Origin of the sequence: Streptomyces sp. AC602_WCS936 (assembly GCF_019049125.1) — a bacterium.
GTDB lineage: Bacteria > Actinomycetota > Actinomycetes > Streptomycetales > Streptomycetaceae > Streptomyces.
Map to the genome: position 1 here is coordinate 1 of NZ_JAGMUF010000023.1, position 15,752 is coordinate 15,752.

Below are 15,752 nucleotides of genomic sequence, written 5' to 3' on the forward strand. Positions count from 1 at the left end.
TGGGAACGACGCGACGACATCCACGAAGCCTTCCTCAGCCTCGCCATCTGCCTGATCACCCACCGCCACGTCCAACGCCTTTGTTAGGACCTCTTACTGAGCCGGTCCTGCCGGCGCCATTACCGGCACCGACGGGGGCGCCGCCCGAGTGGGCCGCCAAGTGTGGGCGACGGCCAGTGGGGAGGTCCCTACCGCTTCCCCGCCGTGCAGGGAGCAGGAGGCGGGGGGCACTGATCGTCACGTCGCAGGGAACGTCCCCGCGGGCGCGGGGAGCAGACCGCGACCAGACTCGTGGCCGCGCCCTGGTCGGGACCATCCCCGCGGATGCGGGGAGCAGGGCGGCTCCCTCTCCGAGCGCCTGCGGAAGTGGGGACCATCCCCGCGTGTGCGGGGAGCAGTTCGCGTTGTCCTGGAGAGCCCTGATCGCCTCGGGACCATCCCCGCAGGTGCGGGGAGCAGAACTCCCGTTCGGCGATGACAGCGCGCAGGACGGGACCATCCTCGCAGGTGCGGGGAGCAGATCCGGTCTGGGCTCAGGCCGGCGGCCCACGCGGGACCATCCCCGCGGGTGCGGGGAGCAGGGCGAGCAGCCGCTCAGCGTCGGCCGGCGCCGGGGACCATCCCCGCGGGTGCGGGGAGCAGCAGCAGTGAACGCAAAGGGCACGCACGGCGGTGGGACCATCCCCGCGGGTGCGGGGAGCAGATCCGCACCCAGTTGTGCGGGTCCGCCAGCCAGGGACCATCCCCGCGGGTGCGGGGAGCAGTACATGGGATGGAACACCCTCACGATGCAGGCGGGACCATCCCCGCGGGTGCGGGGAGCAGCATCGGCATCGACAACATCCCCCAGGAGTGGGGGGACCATCCCCGCGGGTGCGGGGAGCAGACTGCTTGACCTGGGAGTTTATGGTCGCAGGGGCGTGTTTTCAGTAACTTCTGCAGAATCCGGCAAATAGGGCATGGGTGGCGTGGACTCGGACGGCGTCAAACCGTAGGCCCGGACCAAGACCTGTAGGCCACGGTCACCGTCCCGCAGCGGGGTTCTTAGCCGAAGCAAGCGACCTCACCCGGCTGAGCCTCTCCCCTGCCCCTGGGCCCCGGAACGCAGGCGCCGGACGTGCTGTCGCCGCAGCCCGAAACGTCGGCGTCGTCGGAGTGGCAGCTTTGGGGACGGAACGGCCGTCTCAAGGTTCGCGCCCTCCATGAGCCCGCCGTGTTGCCCGATCCGCTCAGACGCCGAGAGAGGTGCGGATGGCCGCGATCTCGTCGAGCAGCTCCTCCATGCGTTCGAAGCCCCGGTCGACGCAGCTCAGGTCGACCCCGCATTCCGCCTGCCGGGCCCGCAGCAGCGGGTGCAGTGCCACGGAGACCGGGAAGGCGAAGGGATCGAGGTTCGGGGCTCTCTCCTGGAGCAGACCGAGGCTGTCGCGGGTGCCGTCAGAAACGGAGAGCCACCTGTTGAAGCGGTCGTATCCGATCACACCGGCATTGATCCCCTTCGTCCAGGTGGAGAACAAGGCGGCCAGACTGGTGGCCGCTCGAACCGCGTCCCACGCGTCCGGGGCGATCTCATAGCGCCAGATCTCGCCTTCGTACTCGCCGGCCAGCACGAAGGTGTAGACGACCGTGCCGAAGTGGAACAGCGGCAGTTGATGCCGCCAGGGAAACGGCACGCCGACGGAGAGCGACAGGGTGTCGAGTGCCTCCCCGTCGGCCGGCCACGGGAGCAGCTCGCCGCCGTCGGGCAGGAGCCGTTGCGCATGCCACCCCTGGGACTGGAGCCAGCTCACCTGTTCAGCGACATGGTCGACGTCGAAGAGTCGGTGGATGAGGTCCGGTGGAGGCCGCACGCCGGGCGGTGTGTCGGCTGCGGGCCAGGTGAGGCCCGCAGCCGACGCCGCCGCCCGGTAGCCTCTCGCTGCCTCACGCAGCGTCGGCATGTCATCGAGCATTACGCTGCCTTCACGGCGAGGTGCCTTCCGTACGGACTTCTCTTCCGGCTGGTGTGGCCGCCGGCATCACGGGAGTGCCTTGGGTTCCATGCACAGATCGGTTCCGCCCGGGTTGATCCGGAATCCGAAGCTCGGCCCTTTCGCCTCGACCCAGGGCTTGATCGGCAGCACGATGAACTTGTCGGTGTCCTTCACCTTGCACTTGCCGTAGAACGCGGAGAGGTCGTTGGCCTGAGGCATCGACTCCGAGTTCGGCACCGGCTTCAAGGAAGCAGTCAGACCCGACAGGTCGACCGCCTGGTCCGTCGCCCAGAACGGGAACTCGTCGCAGGTCTTCGCGACCCGCCCGTTGCAGACGTTCGGCTGGAACTTCGGGTTCTTGTCGTACCAATTGCGGTCGTAACCCGCGGTCGTCGCAGCCTGTCCCCTCTTGCTGTACCCCGGGTAGAACCACTTGGACCGCGCAGGGGGCTGCGGGTAGCTTCCGTTACCCATGGCCTCCACGATATGAGTTCCGGTCTCCAGCATGGGGGCGCGCCGGTAGTTCGTTCCGCCGGGGACGTAGACGACGACGTCGTCGTCGCATGCCGCGATTCCCTGGGTGCCGCGCTGGGCGGTGCACGCCGCGTCGATGACGCGCTTGAGGTTCGCGTCCTCGCTGTCGTCCCAGGCGAAGGGAAGCTTGTCGCGGCCGGCTATCTCCTTCGTCGTCGTAATCACCTGGGCGTACGCCTTCAGGCTGTTGTACCAATCGCCGTCGTCGAGGTGCCAGTCCTCGAAGGTGGTGAAGTCGTCGTAGTGGTGGATCGGGTATTCGAGCAGTCCTCCGATGGCTATCTCGCTGGGGAAGAGGATCGCCCAGAGCACGCCGAGCGCGATCCCGACGACGATCCCCACGATGGTGACTACGACGAAGGTGGCGACGGCGGAGGTAGCGGCCGCACCCGCTGCGGCCTCGACGGCCACCGTCGGAGGCGCCAGCAGCAGCGCGCAGGCGCTCTGGGCGCACCAGGCGACCGTCTGGACCGCGTCTCCTGGCACGAACTGCGCCCCCACCTGGCCGGTGGTGCCGCTCAGCGGGTCGATGGCCGGCCCCTTGCCGGGCGGGGACACCTCCTCGAGCAGGTCGGTGACGTCGTCGTCGCAGTCGAGCTTCTTGTCCTCGTCCAGCGGAAGGTTGTCCTCGATACAGGTGGCGTCCGCAGCGGTGTAACAGCCCGCGAACACCTGCGTGGCCCCTGCCGGCACCGGAACGTCGGCGCGCAGGCTCGGCGCGATGTAGAAGTCGCCCCCCTGCGCGGCGCACTGTGAGCCCTCGCTGGTCACCTGCTGCGTGACCGCTTCGGGCACTGCGGGTTCGACGGCTGAGGTGATGAACTCGCCTCCGAAATCCCGCACCTTGGTGCCGTCCTCACCGATCGCGTCCACCCGCAACGTGTGCGAAGTGAGCGATTCGAGGGGCTCGATCGGGAATCTGATGACGTTGTCCGCCGTGCACGGATCCGCCGGAGTACCCGCCGTGTCCTCGCAGTACTGCTTCAGCGAGAACTCCTCGTACAGAGAACCGTCGAGGAAGGCCCGGTAGGTGACGTCGTAGGCGGGATCGGGGTGCCAGGTGGCGAGGGCGCCACCCTCTCCCGGATCGAACTCCAGCCCGACGGGTTCCGGCGGCTTCTGAGCGGTGCGGAAGGTCGCCGTGGCGGGCGTCGGCGACTTGTTGCCGGCCAGGTCGACGGCCACCACGGACACCGTGTGCTCGGTCTCCGGCTCCAACCCCGTGATGGTGAACGAGCGGGTGCCGCTGTTCGTGCGGTGCGGGGTGCCGCCGTCGACCGTGACCTCGTAACCGGCGAGGCCGTAGTTGTCGGTTGCCGCGGCCCAGGTCGCCTTCGCCGAGTACGCCGTGATGTCGCCGACGGTCAGACCGGTGGCGTTGCTCGGCGGGATGTTGTCGACGACAGTGACGGAGCGCAGGATCCTCGCGTGCCGCTTGGGCTCGCGCTCGGCGCGGGTGCACACCAGGTTCTCGCCCAGCTCGGGCGGCCGAAGGCGCGTCTGCCACGACGAGGCCCAGGCCGCGACCCCGTCCGGTGGCGGGCCGAGGGTGAAGTCGGTCGTCACCAGCTTGCCGACCGATACGTCGACCATCGTCGCGTGCTTGTGCAGAACGCCGGCGACGTCGATCTTCCCTTCTTCGTCGACGGCGACCTCGGTGCCGTGTTCCGGTGCCTCGAGCCGGATGGAGGGGTGGTCCTCCTCCTGCGGCGGGGTCATGCCCGCGCATGCCGCGGGGACGAGCTTGGCCGGTTCGGCCGCCGCCGCCTCGGGCGCCGGTAGGCCCATCAGCGTCACCGGGAGCGCCAACGACACGGCAACGGCTGTCGTCCGTAACCTATTTCGGAAGTACCTGTTCCGCATTGCCCCCTCCAGTCACATAAATGCCACTGCGTGCCGCGATGGTAGAGGGGCCGCCGCCAGTTGTCATGACCTCGCAAAAATGTTGGGTGGCCTGGATGCTGGCCGAGGCCGCATTCAGGGCCTTGACATGCCGAACCAGTTCGTCGCCGGATGCCGGGCAGGTACCTCCTGAGGCTCCGTACGCCGAAACGACCGGGACCATCCCCGCGGGTGCGGGGAGCAGGCGCTGATGCCCAGGGCCTGGACACCATCGGCGGGACCATCCCTGCGGGTGCGGGGAGCAGTTCGGGCCCGGCGACGTGGGCGATCAGCTCGGCGGAACCATCCCCGCGGGTGCGGGAAGCAGTCGGGCGGGGTGATGGACAGGCCGACGACGCGGGGACCATCCCCACGGGTGCGGGGAGCAGATGCACGGCCATCAGTACGTCGTCATCGACTCGGGACCATCCCCGCGGGTGCGGGGAGCAGGCACTGCCGTCCGCCGGCCAGCCGCTGGAGGCGGGACCATCCCCGCGGGTGCGGGGAGCAGTCCGAGCTCCGGCCCGGGAAGGTCGTCGTGCCGGGACCATCCCCGCGGGTGCGGGGAGCAGGGTACGCCGGCGATCTCGTTGATCCGGTGGATGGGACCATCCCCGCGGGTGCGGGGAGCAGCGCGCTGTCGTCGACGTCGAGGACGGCGAGCAGGGACCATCCCCGCGGGTGCGGGGAGCAGAACTCCTTTCGGAGTGCGCCAAGTTTGGCGTTGGGACCATCCCCGCGGGTGCGGGGAGCAGTGGTTCATCCGTCTGACCAGCGCCATGTTCCTGGGACCATCCCCGCGGGTGCGGGGAGCAGACTCTTCGACCTGCAAGTTTATAGCCGCCGAAGCGTGTTCTCAGGGACTTTGAAAGATTCCGGCAAATTAGGCATTGCAGCCGATAACGCAATGAAGGCCGAGCGAGCTCCGCCCTACGTCAACCTCGCAATGCCCCGCACCCCGAAGGACCGGTGACAACGCGACAGCCTCCCCTCCCCCGCTCTCACCCGAGACGGCCGCTCCCACCTGCAGAGCCTGTTCCTCCGCCTCAACACCCAGCCCTCAGCGTTATCCACAGGGCGCCCCGCGTCGCCGCCACCGAGTGAGACGATCACTGCCTGACTGAGCGAGACAGGGAGTAACGGAGTGTCACTGCCGGACAGGTTGAAGCCCTTGGACTCGGCCCTGGATTCGACGGACCGGGCCCAAGTCATGGCAGCCGCCTGGGAAGCCTTCGCCGTGGCCGAACAGGTGGCGGACGAGGTCGCTTTCGAGGAAGGCGGCGACGAGCTTCAGGCCGTGATCGCCGCGCAGGCGAGTGCGGCGGGCCGGAGCCTGCTGCCGCTGCCCGGAGCCGGACGTCCCGTCGACGTGCCGCCTCTGTCGCCCGGTGCGGAAGGGCTCGCCCCGTACGTGGAGCTGCTGCGTCACGTTCAGGCGACCCTTGAGCGTGCGGCTGCCGAGCCCGGGGCGGAAGAAGACGGCCGGACGGCGGTGCGGGAGGCCGCCGGCAAGGCCGCGACCGCCGCCGGGGCGCTCCTCGCCACACGGGAGCGGTAGACGTGCCCACCACGCTGGGAGAACTGAGCGAGACCGCCAGTCGCAATCTGCGCGAGGTCATCTCCAACACCCTCATGCCGGACGATGCCCGAGAACAGTCCGTCGTGGTCAGACAGCTGGCCGACCTGGTCAGGCACCTGCAGACGACACTGGAGAGCGCCGGGGAGCGGCCCCGGCGGGCGAACCCCGGGCCCGCCACCCACCTGGCCACCGCCCAGAGCGCCCTGCGCCGCGCAGCCGGACGGTTACCCGCCCTCGACGACGAGATCGCCGCCCTGCACCACGACACTCCGCTGGCCCGTGCGGTACGGGCCACGGCCGCCGTCCAGGACCTCATCGCCAGTCACCGCGGGCGGGACGGCATCCCGGTGACGCCGTACGCCCTGGCGTTCACGGAACGACCCGCCCGCGCCTACCTGGTGCACCGCTCGGCCGAGCTGGCATGGGGAGCGGCCCGAGTGGCCCAGGCGCTGGCGGAGACCGTCAGCGGTGACGCCACCGCTGCGCAGCTCTACGTCACGCGCGGAAACCTCGACCTTGCCTCGGTGTTCGGCCGCGCCGCCGAGGGACAGAGGAACCGGGCCATCGAAGCGTTCCCGCTCGTGCCGCCGCTCGAGCCACGTCCCGCTCTGCGCACCGATACGGCCGCAGGCGTCTCCGCGTACCTCGCCGACGACTGCGAGCGCCTGTCCCGGACCGCTTTCGAGGCCCTGCACGGCCGCGGCGAGCGCGGCTTGAGCGGGTCCGACGTGCAGCAGCTGGCCCGATGGCGTGCGATGAGCGGTCTGCTGTCCGGCCGTCTCCTGCTCCACGCCGCCGCGCACGCCGAACCGCATACCGCCGAGGCGCTGCGAGAGGCCGCCGGCCGGCTGCGGACGGCGGCACAGGCCTGGCAGCAGACCGCAGCACGATGGAACCGGGTCGTCGACCTCTCCGACCCCCGCGTCCACCCGAAGCTTCCGCTGCCCAGCTACGACCTCGCGCGCAGCGGCCAGTTCGTGCGGATGCCCAGGACGCCTCCGCATCCCGCCCTGCTCACCGCGCACGCACACGCGACACGCATCGGGCAGCTGCTGTACGGCATGGACTGGAACCCGGAGACGCCGGGCCGCCCGGCCCAGCGGGACGCCCGCGAGGTCCTTGCCGACGTTGGAGGCCTGGCTGAGCTGACCCAGACGCTGTACCGGGTGGCGGCGACCGGGTGGCAGCTCGCCGCTGCGATGCCCTCAGTCGTCCGGCACATCGAATCCACCTTGGTGACCGACAACATCGACCACCGTCCGTCGGAGGCCGTGCACCGCTTCTACCCCCTGCCCCGCCATCAGACGGGACGGCTCGCAGAGCGCTACGAGCACGTCATGGGGGCGGAGCAGGAGGCCGCCGCCGGCATCCTGCGCACGGCGCCCCACACGGGCATGGACACCGCGCGCGCCCGACTGGACGCGGCCGCCCACCAACGGATCCGATCCGGTCAACCGTGGTTGCCCATCGACATGACGGCGACGGCTGAACAGCAGTCGGGCACCCCGCAGCCTTCGGCCCGGGCTGCCCGGTCACGGTCGACCACAGTGGCCGCGGCCTCCCAGCTGCCGACCGCAGAAGGGGCCTCTCCATCACGGCTACGCGAATCGGGGGCCCCGCAGCAACCCCAGCGGGGCCGAGGCCGCCGTGCATGACCTCGTGACCGGCCGAGCCATCCCGCAGTCACGTGTGACGTCAGCTCGCATCCGCCCAACCCGCGCTTCCCCAGCCGCCCCGCCCCTGTTCCGTAGACTCCTCCAGACGGGCAGAAGCCTCCGCCCGCTCCCGGCCACTGTCAGGAGGAACACATGCCGCTCCCGTCCACAGGCTGGCACAAGAGCAGCTACAGCACCGACCGCGAGGACGCCTGCGTGGAGGCCGCCGTCGCCGCCGCCGGCACCGGCGTACGTGTCCGGGACACCAAGGACCGCGGTCGTCGCCCCTTCTCCGTCTCCGCCCGCGCCTGGAGCAGCTTCTTGAATGCCCTGCGTTCCGACGGCATCTGACCAGGCAGCCCCCGTCGTGGCGTTCGCGGCGGACCCGCGTCCGCCGCGAACCCTCAGCCCTCCCCCATCGCCCACGCGCTGGGCACCAGGCCGGGCAGGCGGTGGGCGATCTGGTGCTCGCTCTTCGTGCACCCGGCGAACGGCCCGCTCGAGCCGCGCAGCTCGCGCACGCAGGGGTCGAGGTGGTCGCGGTGCCAGACGCTCGGGCCGGTGCAGCCGCAGGTGGCGGGGTCGGTGAGTTCCTGCCAGGCCAGCCAGCAGGCGTGGAGACGGGCGACGGCGACGGGGTGCTCGAACCACAGGTGGCACCAGCGGGCGTCGCTGGAAGGCTCCGCGAGGTAGCCGGGCACCAGTACGCCCTCGACCCACTCGATCAGGGCCCGCAGCTCGTCGTCGTACACCGGTGGGTCGAGCAGCAGGATGAACGGCGGGAACTTCCATCCCTCCCCCACGTCCTTCTCGCCGGCCGTGTACTCGTCGTACTCGTCGTACGCGTCCTCGGGCGGGGCCTCGCCCGGGTCGGTGCCGGCGTCGACGGCGCTGGTGAGGGTCCTGACCTGGGCGGTCAGCGCGGCGACCTGGGCTTTGAGGTCTTCGAGGTCTTGGAAGAGGCCTGCGGGGACCGCGGAGTCGGGGGCGTCGTCATCGGCCACGGCGGGCCGCCTTCCTCTCCTCGTGGGCGAGGACGGCGCGGTCGGTGATGGCCTTCTCCTCGGCCTTCATCTGCGGGCCGATGTGTGCCAGGGCCTTCTCGGCGTACCAGGGGCGCAGGGAGATCTGGGCGACGGGCATGCCGGTGGACAGGAGCAGGGCGGTGCCCTTCTTCATCGCGCGGATCTCGGCGGGGTCCATGACCTGTTCGCGCTGCTCGCCGACGCTGTAGGAGTAGCCGTCCTTGGACTTGGAGTAGGAGCCGCGTCCGATGAAATGGGCGCCGGTCAACGTGCTGACGTCCTGGGCGAACTTCGCGTCGTCCAGGCCGACGCCGATGAGCTTCTTCGTGGCCGCCGACCACAGGGCGTCCATGCCGACCTCGCCCCACGCCTTCACTCCCTGGCGGTAGCTCTGCAGGATGACGTACGGGGTGATGCCGCGGGAGCCGAGGTGGGAGTACAGGTCGGGCAGGTCGGCGATGCGGCAGATGTTGGCGGCCTCGTCCAGCACGGCGCGCATCGGCTCGGGCAGGCGCCCGCCGTGGCGTTCACCGGCTTCACAGGCGGCGGTGAAGACCGCGTCGGCGAGGGCGGCGACGACCGCGCTCGCCGGGCCGCCCTTCTTGGAGAGCAGGTAGAGGGTGTCCCGGCTGGTGGCGAAGTCCTCGGGGTCGAAGCGGGGGCGGTCCTTGTCCGGTGTCACCCACGCCAGCATCCGCTCGTCGCGCAGCGCGGACACCGCGGTGCGGGCGTTCTGGAAGATTCCGGACTGCGTCTCCTCGGCGATGTTGACGCCGGACTCGACCTGCTCCGCAAGCACCGGCTCGTGGGCGTACAGGATCCGCATCGGGGCCTTCTCCCTCGGATCGGCGAGCCACCTCATGACGTCGCGGACGGTTCCGCCGTCGTGGTAGGCGGCGCGGAAGAGGCCGACCAGGAGGTCGCCGGCGGCCTGGCTCCAGAACGGGTCGGCCTGCTCGCTGGTGATCTGGGTGACGAAGTGCGAGGCGAGGCGCTCGGCGCCCTCCAGGGTCTCCGCCTGGGCGATCATGTCCCACCACATCGCGCGCTCGGTCTGGGCGACGCCCTGAGTGTCGAGGATCCAGACGTGCCCGACGCGGGAGCGGGAGGCGAGGGTGGCCGCGTAGACGTCGGCCTTGTTCGACGTCATCAGCAGGCCGGCCGGGGCCTCTTCGGCGACCGGGACGGCCAGCGACGTGGACTTGCCGGCGCGGGGCGCCATGACGGCGACGTAGGTGTCCTCGTCCGAGCCGCGCAACTCCACGCCGGAGGGCAGGTGGTCGCCGAGGAGTACGCCACGGTCCCTGGCCGGGACGTCCTTGGCATCAGAGTCCTTCAAGGAGGCGCGCAGGCGGGTGGCGGTGCGGGCGGCGGTCTTCGGCGCGAGTTCGCGCACCTGGTGCAGGGTGGCCAGGCTGGAAGGGTTGCGGAACCAGCGGAAGGCCCAGCGCAGGCCCCACACGACGAGGCCGACGACGGCGACGTCGACGAGTGCGGCGCCGATCGCGGAGGCGGTCTGGGAGTGCGTCCACACGCCGGACCAGTCGGTGGCCATGCGGTAGACGGTCAGCGGCGAGGCCGGGGCGGCTTCGTCGCCGGTGAGGACCGCGCCGGCGGCGGCCCCGACCCAGCTGGCGGCACAGAGCGTGACGGCACCGCCGAACACGATCCCGCCGAAGGCCCATGCGCGGTCGGACTCGGTCATCATGAGTCGGCCTCCCTGGTGGTCACCCGGCGCCGGTTGGTGTCCGTGCGGTACAGCCGCTGCTCGGTGGGGGTGAGTTCGAGTGCCGCGGCGATGCCCGGTCGCGTCCCCAGCTTGATCAGGTACTTGCCGCGGCCGGGGTGGCGGACGGTCTCCTCCTCCATGGGCCGCGCGTCGTCCGCCTCGTACGCGGTGGGGTCGATGTCCAGACCGGTGGAGGTGGCCGACGCCCAGGAGCTGACCATCATCACTTCCTGCTCGGTCAGCATCCGCTTGCCGGTGACGCGGCCCAGTTCCTCCGCCGTGGAGGCACCCAGCACCCACGTGTCGCAGCGGTCCATCAGGCCTCGGGCCTTGGCCCGGTCCATCTCGGTGGGCAGGGCCTCGACGTCCAGCAGGGAGTGCGTCACGTAGATCGTGACGTCGTCGGTGGTGCGGTTGAGGCGGGAAATCGCGTCCATCGCGTCGACCAGACCCGGGCCGGAACGCAGGGCGCGCCACATCTCGTCCATGGGCAGGACCAGCTTGCGGTCCATCAGGCCGATGCTGCGGGCGGAGTCGATCGAGCTGTACGTGTACGCCCACGTCGCGATCATCCCGGCGGAGACGACGTCGTTCCCGCGGGCCCGCAGGGCGGAGATGTCCACCGAGACCGCGGGGGCGTTGATGTCGAGCGGCGTGGTCGTCGGCCCGTCGAAAAGGCCCTTCAAGGGCCCGCCGACCAGATTGTCCAGCCCGGCGACGACGGACCGGGTGAGGTCCCGGTAGCGCTCGCCGTCGGCGGCCAGTTTGGCCCGCAGTTCCTCCGGGGCGGCGCGCAGGACGTCGACGACGTCCTTGACGACGGGGTCGCTGCCGGACTCCTGGGCCGCGGAGGCCACCTGCACCGCGGTGTCGAGCGCGCTGCGTTCGATCTCGTCCGGGGCCCGGCCCAGCCCGTGCTTGGTGGACAGCAGCGCGACCAGAGTCTCGAGCCGGCGGCCGTTGAGGACGTCGAGCAGGGCCTCGCGCCGGTCGGCGGGCAGCGACTGCACCCGTCCCTTGAGCGGGCCGGAGTCGAGCGGGTTGATGCGGCCGACGCCGTCGCCGATGCGCACCACGGATCCGCCGAGTTCGCCGATCAGGGTGGAGTACTCGCCCTTGACGTCTCCGGGTACGCACACCATGTGCCCGTACGCCGAGTACACCAGGCAGATCCGTTTGACCAGCGCGCTCTTGCCCGCGCCCGGCTGGGACATCACCCACACGCCCGGGTTGGTGGTGAGACGTCCCGTCCAGCCGCTGGGGTCCATGGCCACCAGCTCGCCGGTCAGCACGTCCCGTCCGACCGGCACACCGCGCGGCGGGAGCCCGCTGCCGAGCAGGAAGGGATAGATGGCGCCGGCCTGCGCGGTGGGGCCGGTGTAGACGGTGCCGCTGTCCTCGACGGGAACGCGCCCGCCGAACCGGCCGCCCCATCCGAGGCGGGGGGCGAACCGGCTGCGGAGCCTTCTCTCCTCACGGCGCTCCTCGCGGGTGGGCGCCGTGTCGGCCACCGGGTCCATCCGCTTGGGTGTTGCCACCGCCGGGGGTCTGGGCCTGCGCGCCATGGCGGTCAGTCCTTCACTAGCGGGTTGTAGCCCAGCGGCAGTCCGGCCGCGAAGACGGCGGCCTGGGCGCCGTAGGCAGGGCGCATGCGGATGCCCCGGGTGGCCTTGACCGCCCGCTCCAGTTCCTGGCGGGCGGCGGGCAGGTCGGCGGTGCGGCGGGCGGTGACGGTCGCCATCAGCGTCCAGTCCACGACCTGGGAGCCGCCGGCCATCTGGGCGGCGGCCTGCTCGGCGCGCTGGGTGTCCGCGCGCTGGGACCACTTGGCCCGGCCCTTGACCTCGGCGGTCGCCTGGGCGCGCTGATGCGCGTGGCTGATCTCCCGTTCCAGCACCGCCTCGCCCTCGTAGGGGTCCAGTACCCGGTAGGCGAGGGTGATGCGGCGCTGGAAGCGGCCGGGCGCGAGCAGGGGCAGCAGCACGCTGTAGGCGATGGGGCGGCGCGGCATCTCCCGCAGCACCCACGAGAGGGAGACCCCGCCGTCGTGGCTGTACTCCTCCCAGCCGTCGTCGGCGGCCTGCGGTCCGCACTCCGACCAGGACAGGTCGGCGAACTCGGCGTCGCGGGCGTGGAACACGTCCGGGTCGTAGGCGCTCCTGACGAGCCGTCGCAGGTCGACGTCGTTCGCACGGCGCTCGATGTCGGTTCCCGTGCCTGACAGGTCGAGCGAGTCCACTACCTTCAGCGCCTCGGCGACCTGGTCGGACAGCTCCTGGGGCGGGTTGGCGCCGGCGGTCGGGTCGACGACGACGGTCATCCACGGGGCCACGCTGGCGGTGGCGTGCGGGGTCGTGCGCACCAGCTCGGAGACGATCTGCTTGGCGAGCCGGGGAGCGCCCGGGTCCTGGCGGGCCTTCACGTCGTCGCCCAGGGCCTCACCGGCGCCGGGGGTGATCTGGATGGTCACCGAGGCACCCTTGACCTGCTCGTCGGTGGACATGGCGTCCAGGACCGAGGACCAGGTGCGCAGGCTGCTCTGCACGGTGCCGGTCGGGGCCATCAGGCTTCCACCGGGCGCCAGCAGGGTGGTCACGGCCATGTGGCCGCCGGCGCGGTCGTGGACCACGCCGACGTACTTGCCGGTGGTCGGGTCGTACGCCTTGATCAGGGTGGAGGACGCGCCCACGCCCGGCAGGTCCAGCGCGTACGGGTGCGGGAGCAGCACCCGCCGGTAGGAGGTGGCGTCCATGCGGGCGGCCCGCCGCCACGACGCCTTGGCCCAGTAGTAGGACAGGGCGGGCATGCCGTGGCGGCTGGACGCGGCCAGCGCAAGGATCGCCAGGGTGACCGGGACGGTCACGAGCAGGGAGACCGGTGCCTGGGTGCCGATGATGCCCTCGGCGACCAGGACCGCGGCCGCGATCATCGTGGCGCCCTTGCTGAGCCCGCCGAAGCCGAAGCTCCGGCGGGTGCGGAACCCGTCGACCGTGAGGGTCCTGGGTACCTCGTGCTGGGTGCTCACCGCGAGTTCCCCCCGTTTCCGATCTGTCGGCTGGAGTCCTGCAGCGTGTTGTTCACGCCGTCGAGGACCTCGATGGCGATTCCGGCGCCGCCGGTGACCGCGGCTCCGCCACCGGCCGCCTTGGAAGTGCCGCCGGCCGTGGAGCTTCCTCCTCCTGGCAGGCCGGGGATGTTGCCGGAGGGGGCGCCTTGCCCGGTGGTGGCCTGGCCGGGGACCCGGTTGGTCTCGTTCCGGGCCGCGTGCTGTTGGGCGTCGCGGCCTGGCGCGCCATCGGGGCCGTTCGGGCCCCTCCTGTTCGAACGGTCCGGGTCGTCCGGGTCGTCCGGAGGCTGCCGGCTGCCCATGGACTGCTCGACGTAGCGCGCGTACTCGAGGGGTGTCATGGGAGCGACGCCTCCGTCGCCCTTGCCGCCGCCGTCCTGCTGACCCTTGAAGTAGCCCCCGGCCGCGGACAGCGCTCCGCCGACGCCTCCGGAGGCCATGCCGCCGCCGACCGCCTCGCCGAACGGGGCGAACAGGCGGGTCAGCGGGCCCGGTGCGAGGATCGCGAGGATCAGGGTGGCGCAGCCTCTCAGCCACTCGGCAAGAGTGCCGGCATGACCGAACTCGCTGAACCCGACACAGATGATCACCGCGAGGATCGGCTTGTAGGCGATGACCACGAGGATCGAGGTGATCAGGCGGGGCGCCCACTGCCGGGTGGTGTCCCCGCCGACCCGGCCGCCGCCGGCCACCGGCAGCAGCAGGCACTGGACCGGGATCGCGGACTGCCGCAGGAACACCAGGATCAGCTGGACGAAGCCGATGAGCAGCAGGATCGTGACCACGCACAGCATGGTCACCGGGTTCGTGACCCCTGCGGGCACCATGACGCCGACGATCGCCTCGTAGGCCGCGCCGTCGTTCTCGAAGGTCCCGTGCACCAGCCCGGTGGTCAGCGCGTCCCCGGCGGTCAGCAGCAACGCGATCAGGGCGACACCGATCGCGGAGAGGACGGTGCTCTCCACCCACCCGAGCATCGCCCGCCCGATGTGCTTGGACTGGCCGGTGACCGCCATCCTGCCGATCTGCCACATGGCTCCGGCTGTGGCGAAGACCAGCCCGAGCCAGGTCAGCATGCCAGCGAGGGTGACGTCGGAGTTCTCGCCGAAGAGGCCCGTGCCCTCGAGGTCCACCGACGGTCCCAGCAGCGCGACGGTCAGGACCTTCTTGATGGTCCACTTCGTCACGTCGGCGGCCGAGTTGATGACGTCGCCCAGGACGCTGTCCCAGACGGCTTTCCAGGCTTCCTTGACCTTCTCCTCACCGACCTCGCCGACCACGTCGCAGCCGCCCCAGCCGGTCAGGCTGCCGGGCGTTCCGGGTGCCCTCCTGATGTGGCCGCCGGGCATGACCGTCCCGAGGATGGACCCGGTGGCGAATCGGCAGCCGCCTTCGAGCATGTCGCTGACCGGCCCGTCGGCAGCCCGGGCGGGCTGCGGCACGGACGCCGGCACTCCGAGTACGGCCACGAACGCCAGCAGCAGGGCGGCCAGGCGGCGCCTGATCACGACGCTGCCCGGATGGCCGTCCATCCGGCCTCGTTGAAGGCGGCATCACCCGGAGCGACCATCTTCGGCTTGTCGCCCTCCTGTACGACCCGCAACGCGCGCTGCGTGGCCGCACCGGACAGTCTCCAGTCGCCGTCCTCCCACTCCACGGCGTTCAGGATGCGGCCGTAGGCGATGGATTCCTTCGCAGTCTCGCCCGCCTTCTGCGCCGTGCGGAACAGGAGCCACACGGCAACCTCGTTCTCCGACGCGGTGACGACCTTGTACCCGATGACGGTGCTGCGCATGTAGGCGCCGGAAGGCAGCGGAGCCCCCGCCTTCACGCCCATCTCCCGGTGCAGCAACTTGTCGGTCTCGATCGCCGTCAGTTCGATCTGCTCGGCGTTCTCGTCACTCCGGTCGGCCTCGGCGACGTACGAGTGGTAGAGCCGCAGTTGCTCGTCGACCGTCCCCCGGTCGCCTTCGATACTGGTCGTGTTGGCGGCCGCCGCCATCGCCACGGCGCCCTCGGTCGTGTGCGGGAAGCCGGTTTCACTCCCACGCTCGTCGGTTTCCGCGCCTCGCGGCAGTGCGGTCCAGCGTTCCGGCTCGCTCCAGTCGTCGGGCTGGGTGTAGCCGGACGTCGGACCCGATGTGGCCGTGCTCGACGCGCTCGGCGGCGTTTCCCTGCTCTTGCCCGCCGCCTGACCGTCGTCGTCGCCTGCCAGGACGGCGTACCCGGTCAGGGCCAGCACCGCCGCGAGGGCCGCACCGGCCAGCCAGGTGCCGCGGGTGTTCCAGGTTCCCCTCGTTCGTGACACC

11 protein-coding genes and 2 CRISPR repeat arrays are annotated in these 15,752 nt (G+C 70.9%); of the genes, 3 read left to right on the plus strand and 8 right to left on the minus strand.

Annotation, left to right across the window (positions count from 1 at the left end; genetic code table 11):
* Positions 1–247 precede the first annotated feature (247 nt).
* A CRISPR array of direct repeats spans positions 248–886; the repeat unit is 29 nt; unit sequence GGGACCATCCCCGCGGGTGCGGGGAGCAG.
* Between the two features lie 343 nt (positions 887–1,229).
* Positions 1,230–1,940: a hypothetical protein gene (locus KUM03_RS11180; RefSeq protein WP_217246885.1), complete on the minus strand. Its 711-nt coding sequence runs from the start codon at positions 1,938–1,940 to the stop codon at positions 1,230–1,232.
* A 78-nt stretch (positions 1,941–2,018) separates the two neighbouring features.
* Complete coding sequence (locus tag KUM03_RS11185; RefSeq protein WP_217246886.1) at positions 2,019–4,322, minus strand: fibronectin type III domain-containing protein; 2,304 nt, start codon at positions 4,320–4,322, stop codon at positions 2,019–2,021.
* A 242-nt stretch (positions 4,323–4,564) separates the two neighbouring features.
* Positions 4,565–5,204: a CRISPR direct-repeat array (repeat unit 29 nt; unit sequence GGGACCATCCCCGCGGGTGCGGGGAGCAG).
* Between the two features lie 394 nt (positions 5,205–5,598).
* Between KUM03_RS11185 and KUM03_RS11190 the strand changes: the two genes are divergently transcribed.
* The 3 genes from KUM03_RS11190 (at position 5,599) to KUM03_RS11200 (ending at position 7,973) form a co-directional block, all read left to right on the plus strand.
* Complete coding sequence (locus KUM03_RS11190) at positions 5,599–5,946, plus strand: hypothetical protein (protein WP_217246887.1); 348 nt, start codon at positions 5,599–5,601, stop codon at positions 5,944–5,946.
* A gap of 2 nt (positions 5,947–5,948) precedes the next feature.
* The gene (locus KUM03_RS11195) at positions 5,949–7,622 is read left to right on the plus strand and encodes a hypothetical protein (protein WP_217246888.1); all 1,674 of its coding nucleotides are present in this window, start codon (positions 5,949–5,951) and stop codon (positions 7,620–7,622) included.
* Positions 7,623–7,775: 153 nt separating this feature from the next.
* Positions 7,776–7,973, plus strand: a complete 198-nt coding sequence (locus KUM03_RS11200) for a DUF397 domain-containing protein (RefSeq protein ID WP_217246889.1) — start codon at positions 7,776–7,778, stop codon at positions 7,971–7,973.
* A gap of 53 nt (positions 7,974–8,026) precedes the next feature.
* Here KUM03_RS11200 and KUM03_RS39005 read toward each other — a convergent pair whose 3' ends face one another.
* The 6 genes from KUM03_RS39005 to KUM03_RS11230 are packed head-to-tail and all read right to left on the minus strand — an operon-like array spanning position 8,027 to position 15,751.
* Positions 8,027–8,626: a DUF4913 domain-containing protein gene (locus KUM03_RS39005; RefSeq protein WP_217246890.1), complete on the minus strand. Its 600-nt coding sequence runs from the start codon at positions 8,624–8,626 to the stop codon at positions 8,027–8,029.
* Positions 8,616–10,355 (minus strand): type IV secretory system conjugative DNA transfer family protein, encoded by a 1,740-nt coding sequence (locus KUM03_RS11210; RefSeq protein ID WP_217246891.1) that lies wholly within the window; start codon positions 10,353–10,355, stop codon positions 8,616–8,618. The genes KUM03_RS39005 and KUM03_RS11210 overlap by 11 nt, the downstream gene beginning before the upstream one ends.
* Positions 10,352–11,914 carry an ATP-binding protein gene (locus KUM03_RS11215; RefSeq protein WP_308406298.1) on the minus strand — a complete coding sequence of 521 codons (1,563 nt, stop codon included), beginning with the start codon at positions 11,912–11,914 and terminating at the stop codon, positions 10,352–10,354. Before KUM03_RS11215 ends, KUM03_RS11210 begins: the two co-directional genes overlap by 4 nt.
* A gap of 32 nt (positions 11,915–11,946) precedes the next feature.
* Positions 11,947–13,401, minus strand: coding sequence for an SCO6880 family protein (locus KUM03_RS11220; RefSeq protein ID WP_308406299.1), 1,455 nt, complete (start codon positions 13,399–13,401; stop codon positions 11,947–11,949).
* Positions 13,398–14,975: a hypothetical protein gene (locus tag KUM03_RS11225; RefSeq protein ID WP_217246893.1), complete on the minus strand. Its 1,578-nt coding sequence runs from the start codon at positions 14,973–14,975 to the stop codon at positions 13,398–13,400. The genes KUM03_RS11220 and KUM03_RS11225 overlap by 4 nt, the downstream gene beginning before the upstream one ends.
* Positions 14,948–15,751, minus strand: a complete 804-nt coding sequence (locus KUM03_RS11230) for a hypothetical protein (RefSeq protein ID WP_217246894.1) — start codon at positions 15,749–15,751, stop codon at positions 14,948–14,950. Before KUM03_RS11230 ends, KUM03_RS11225 begins: the two co-directional genes overlap by 28 nt.
* Between the last annotated feature and the right edge of the window lies 1 nt (position 15,752).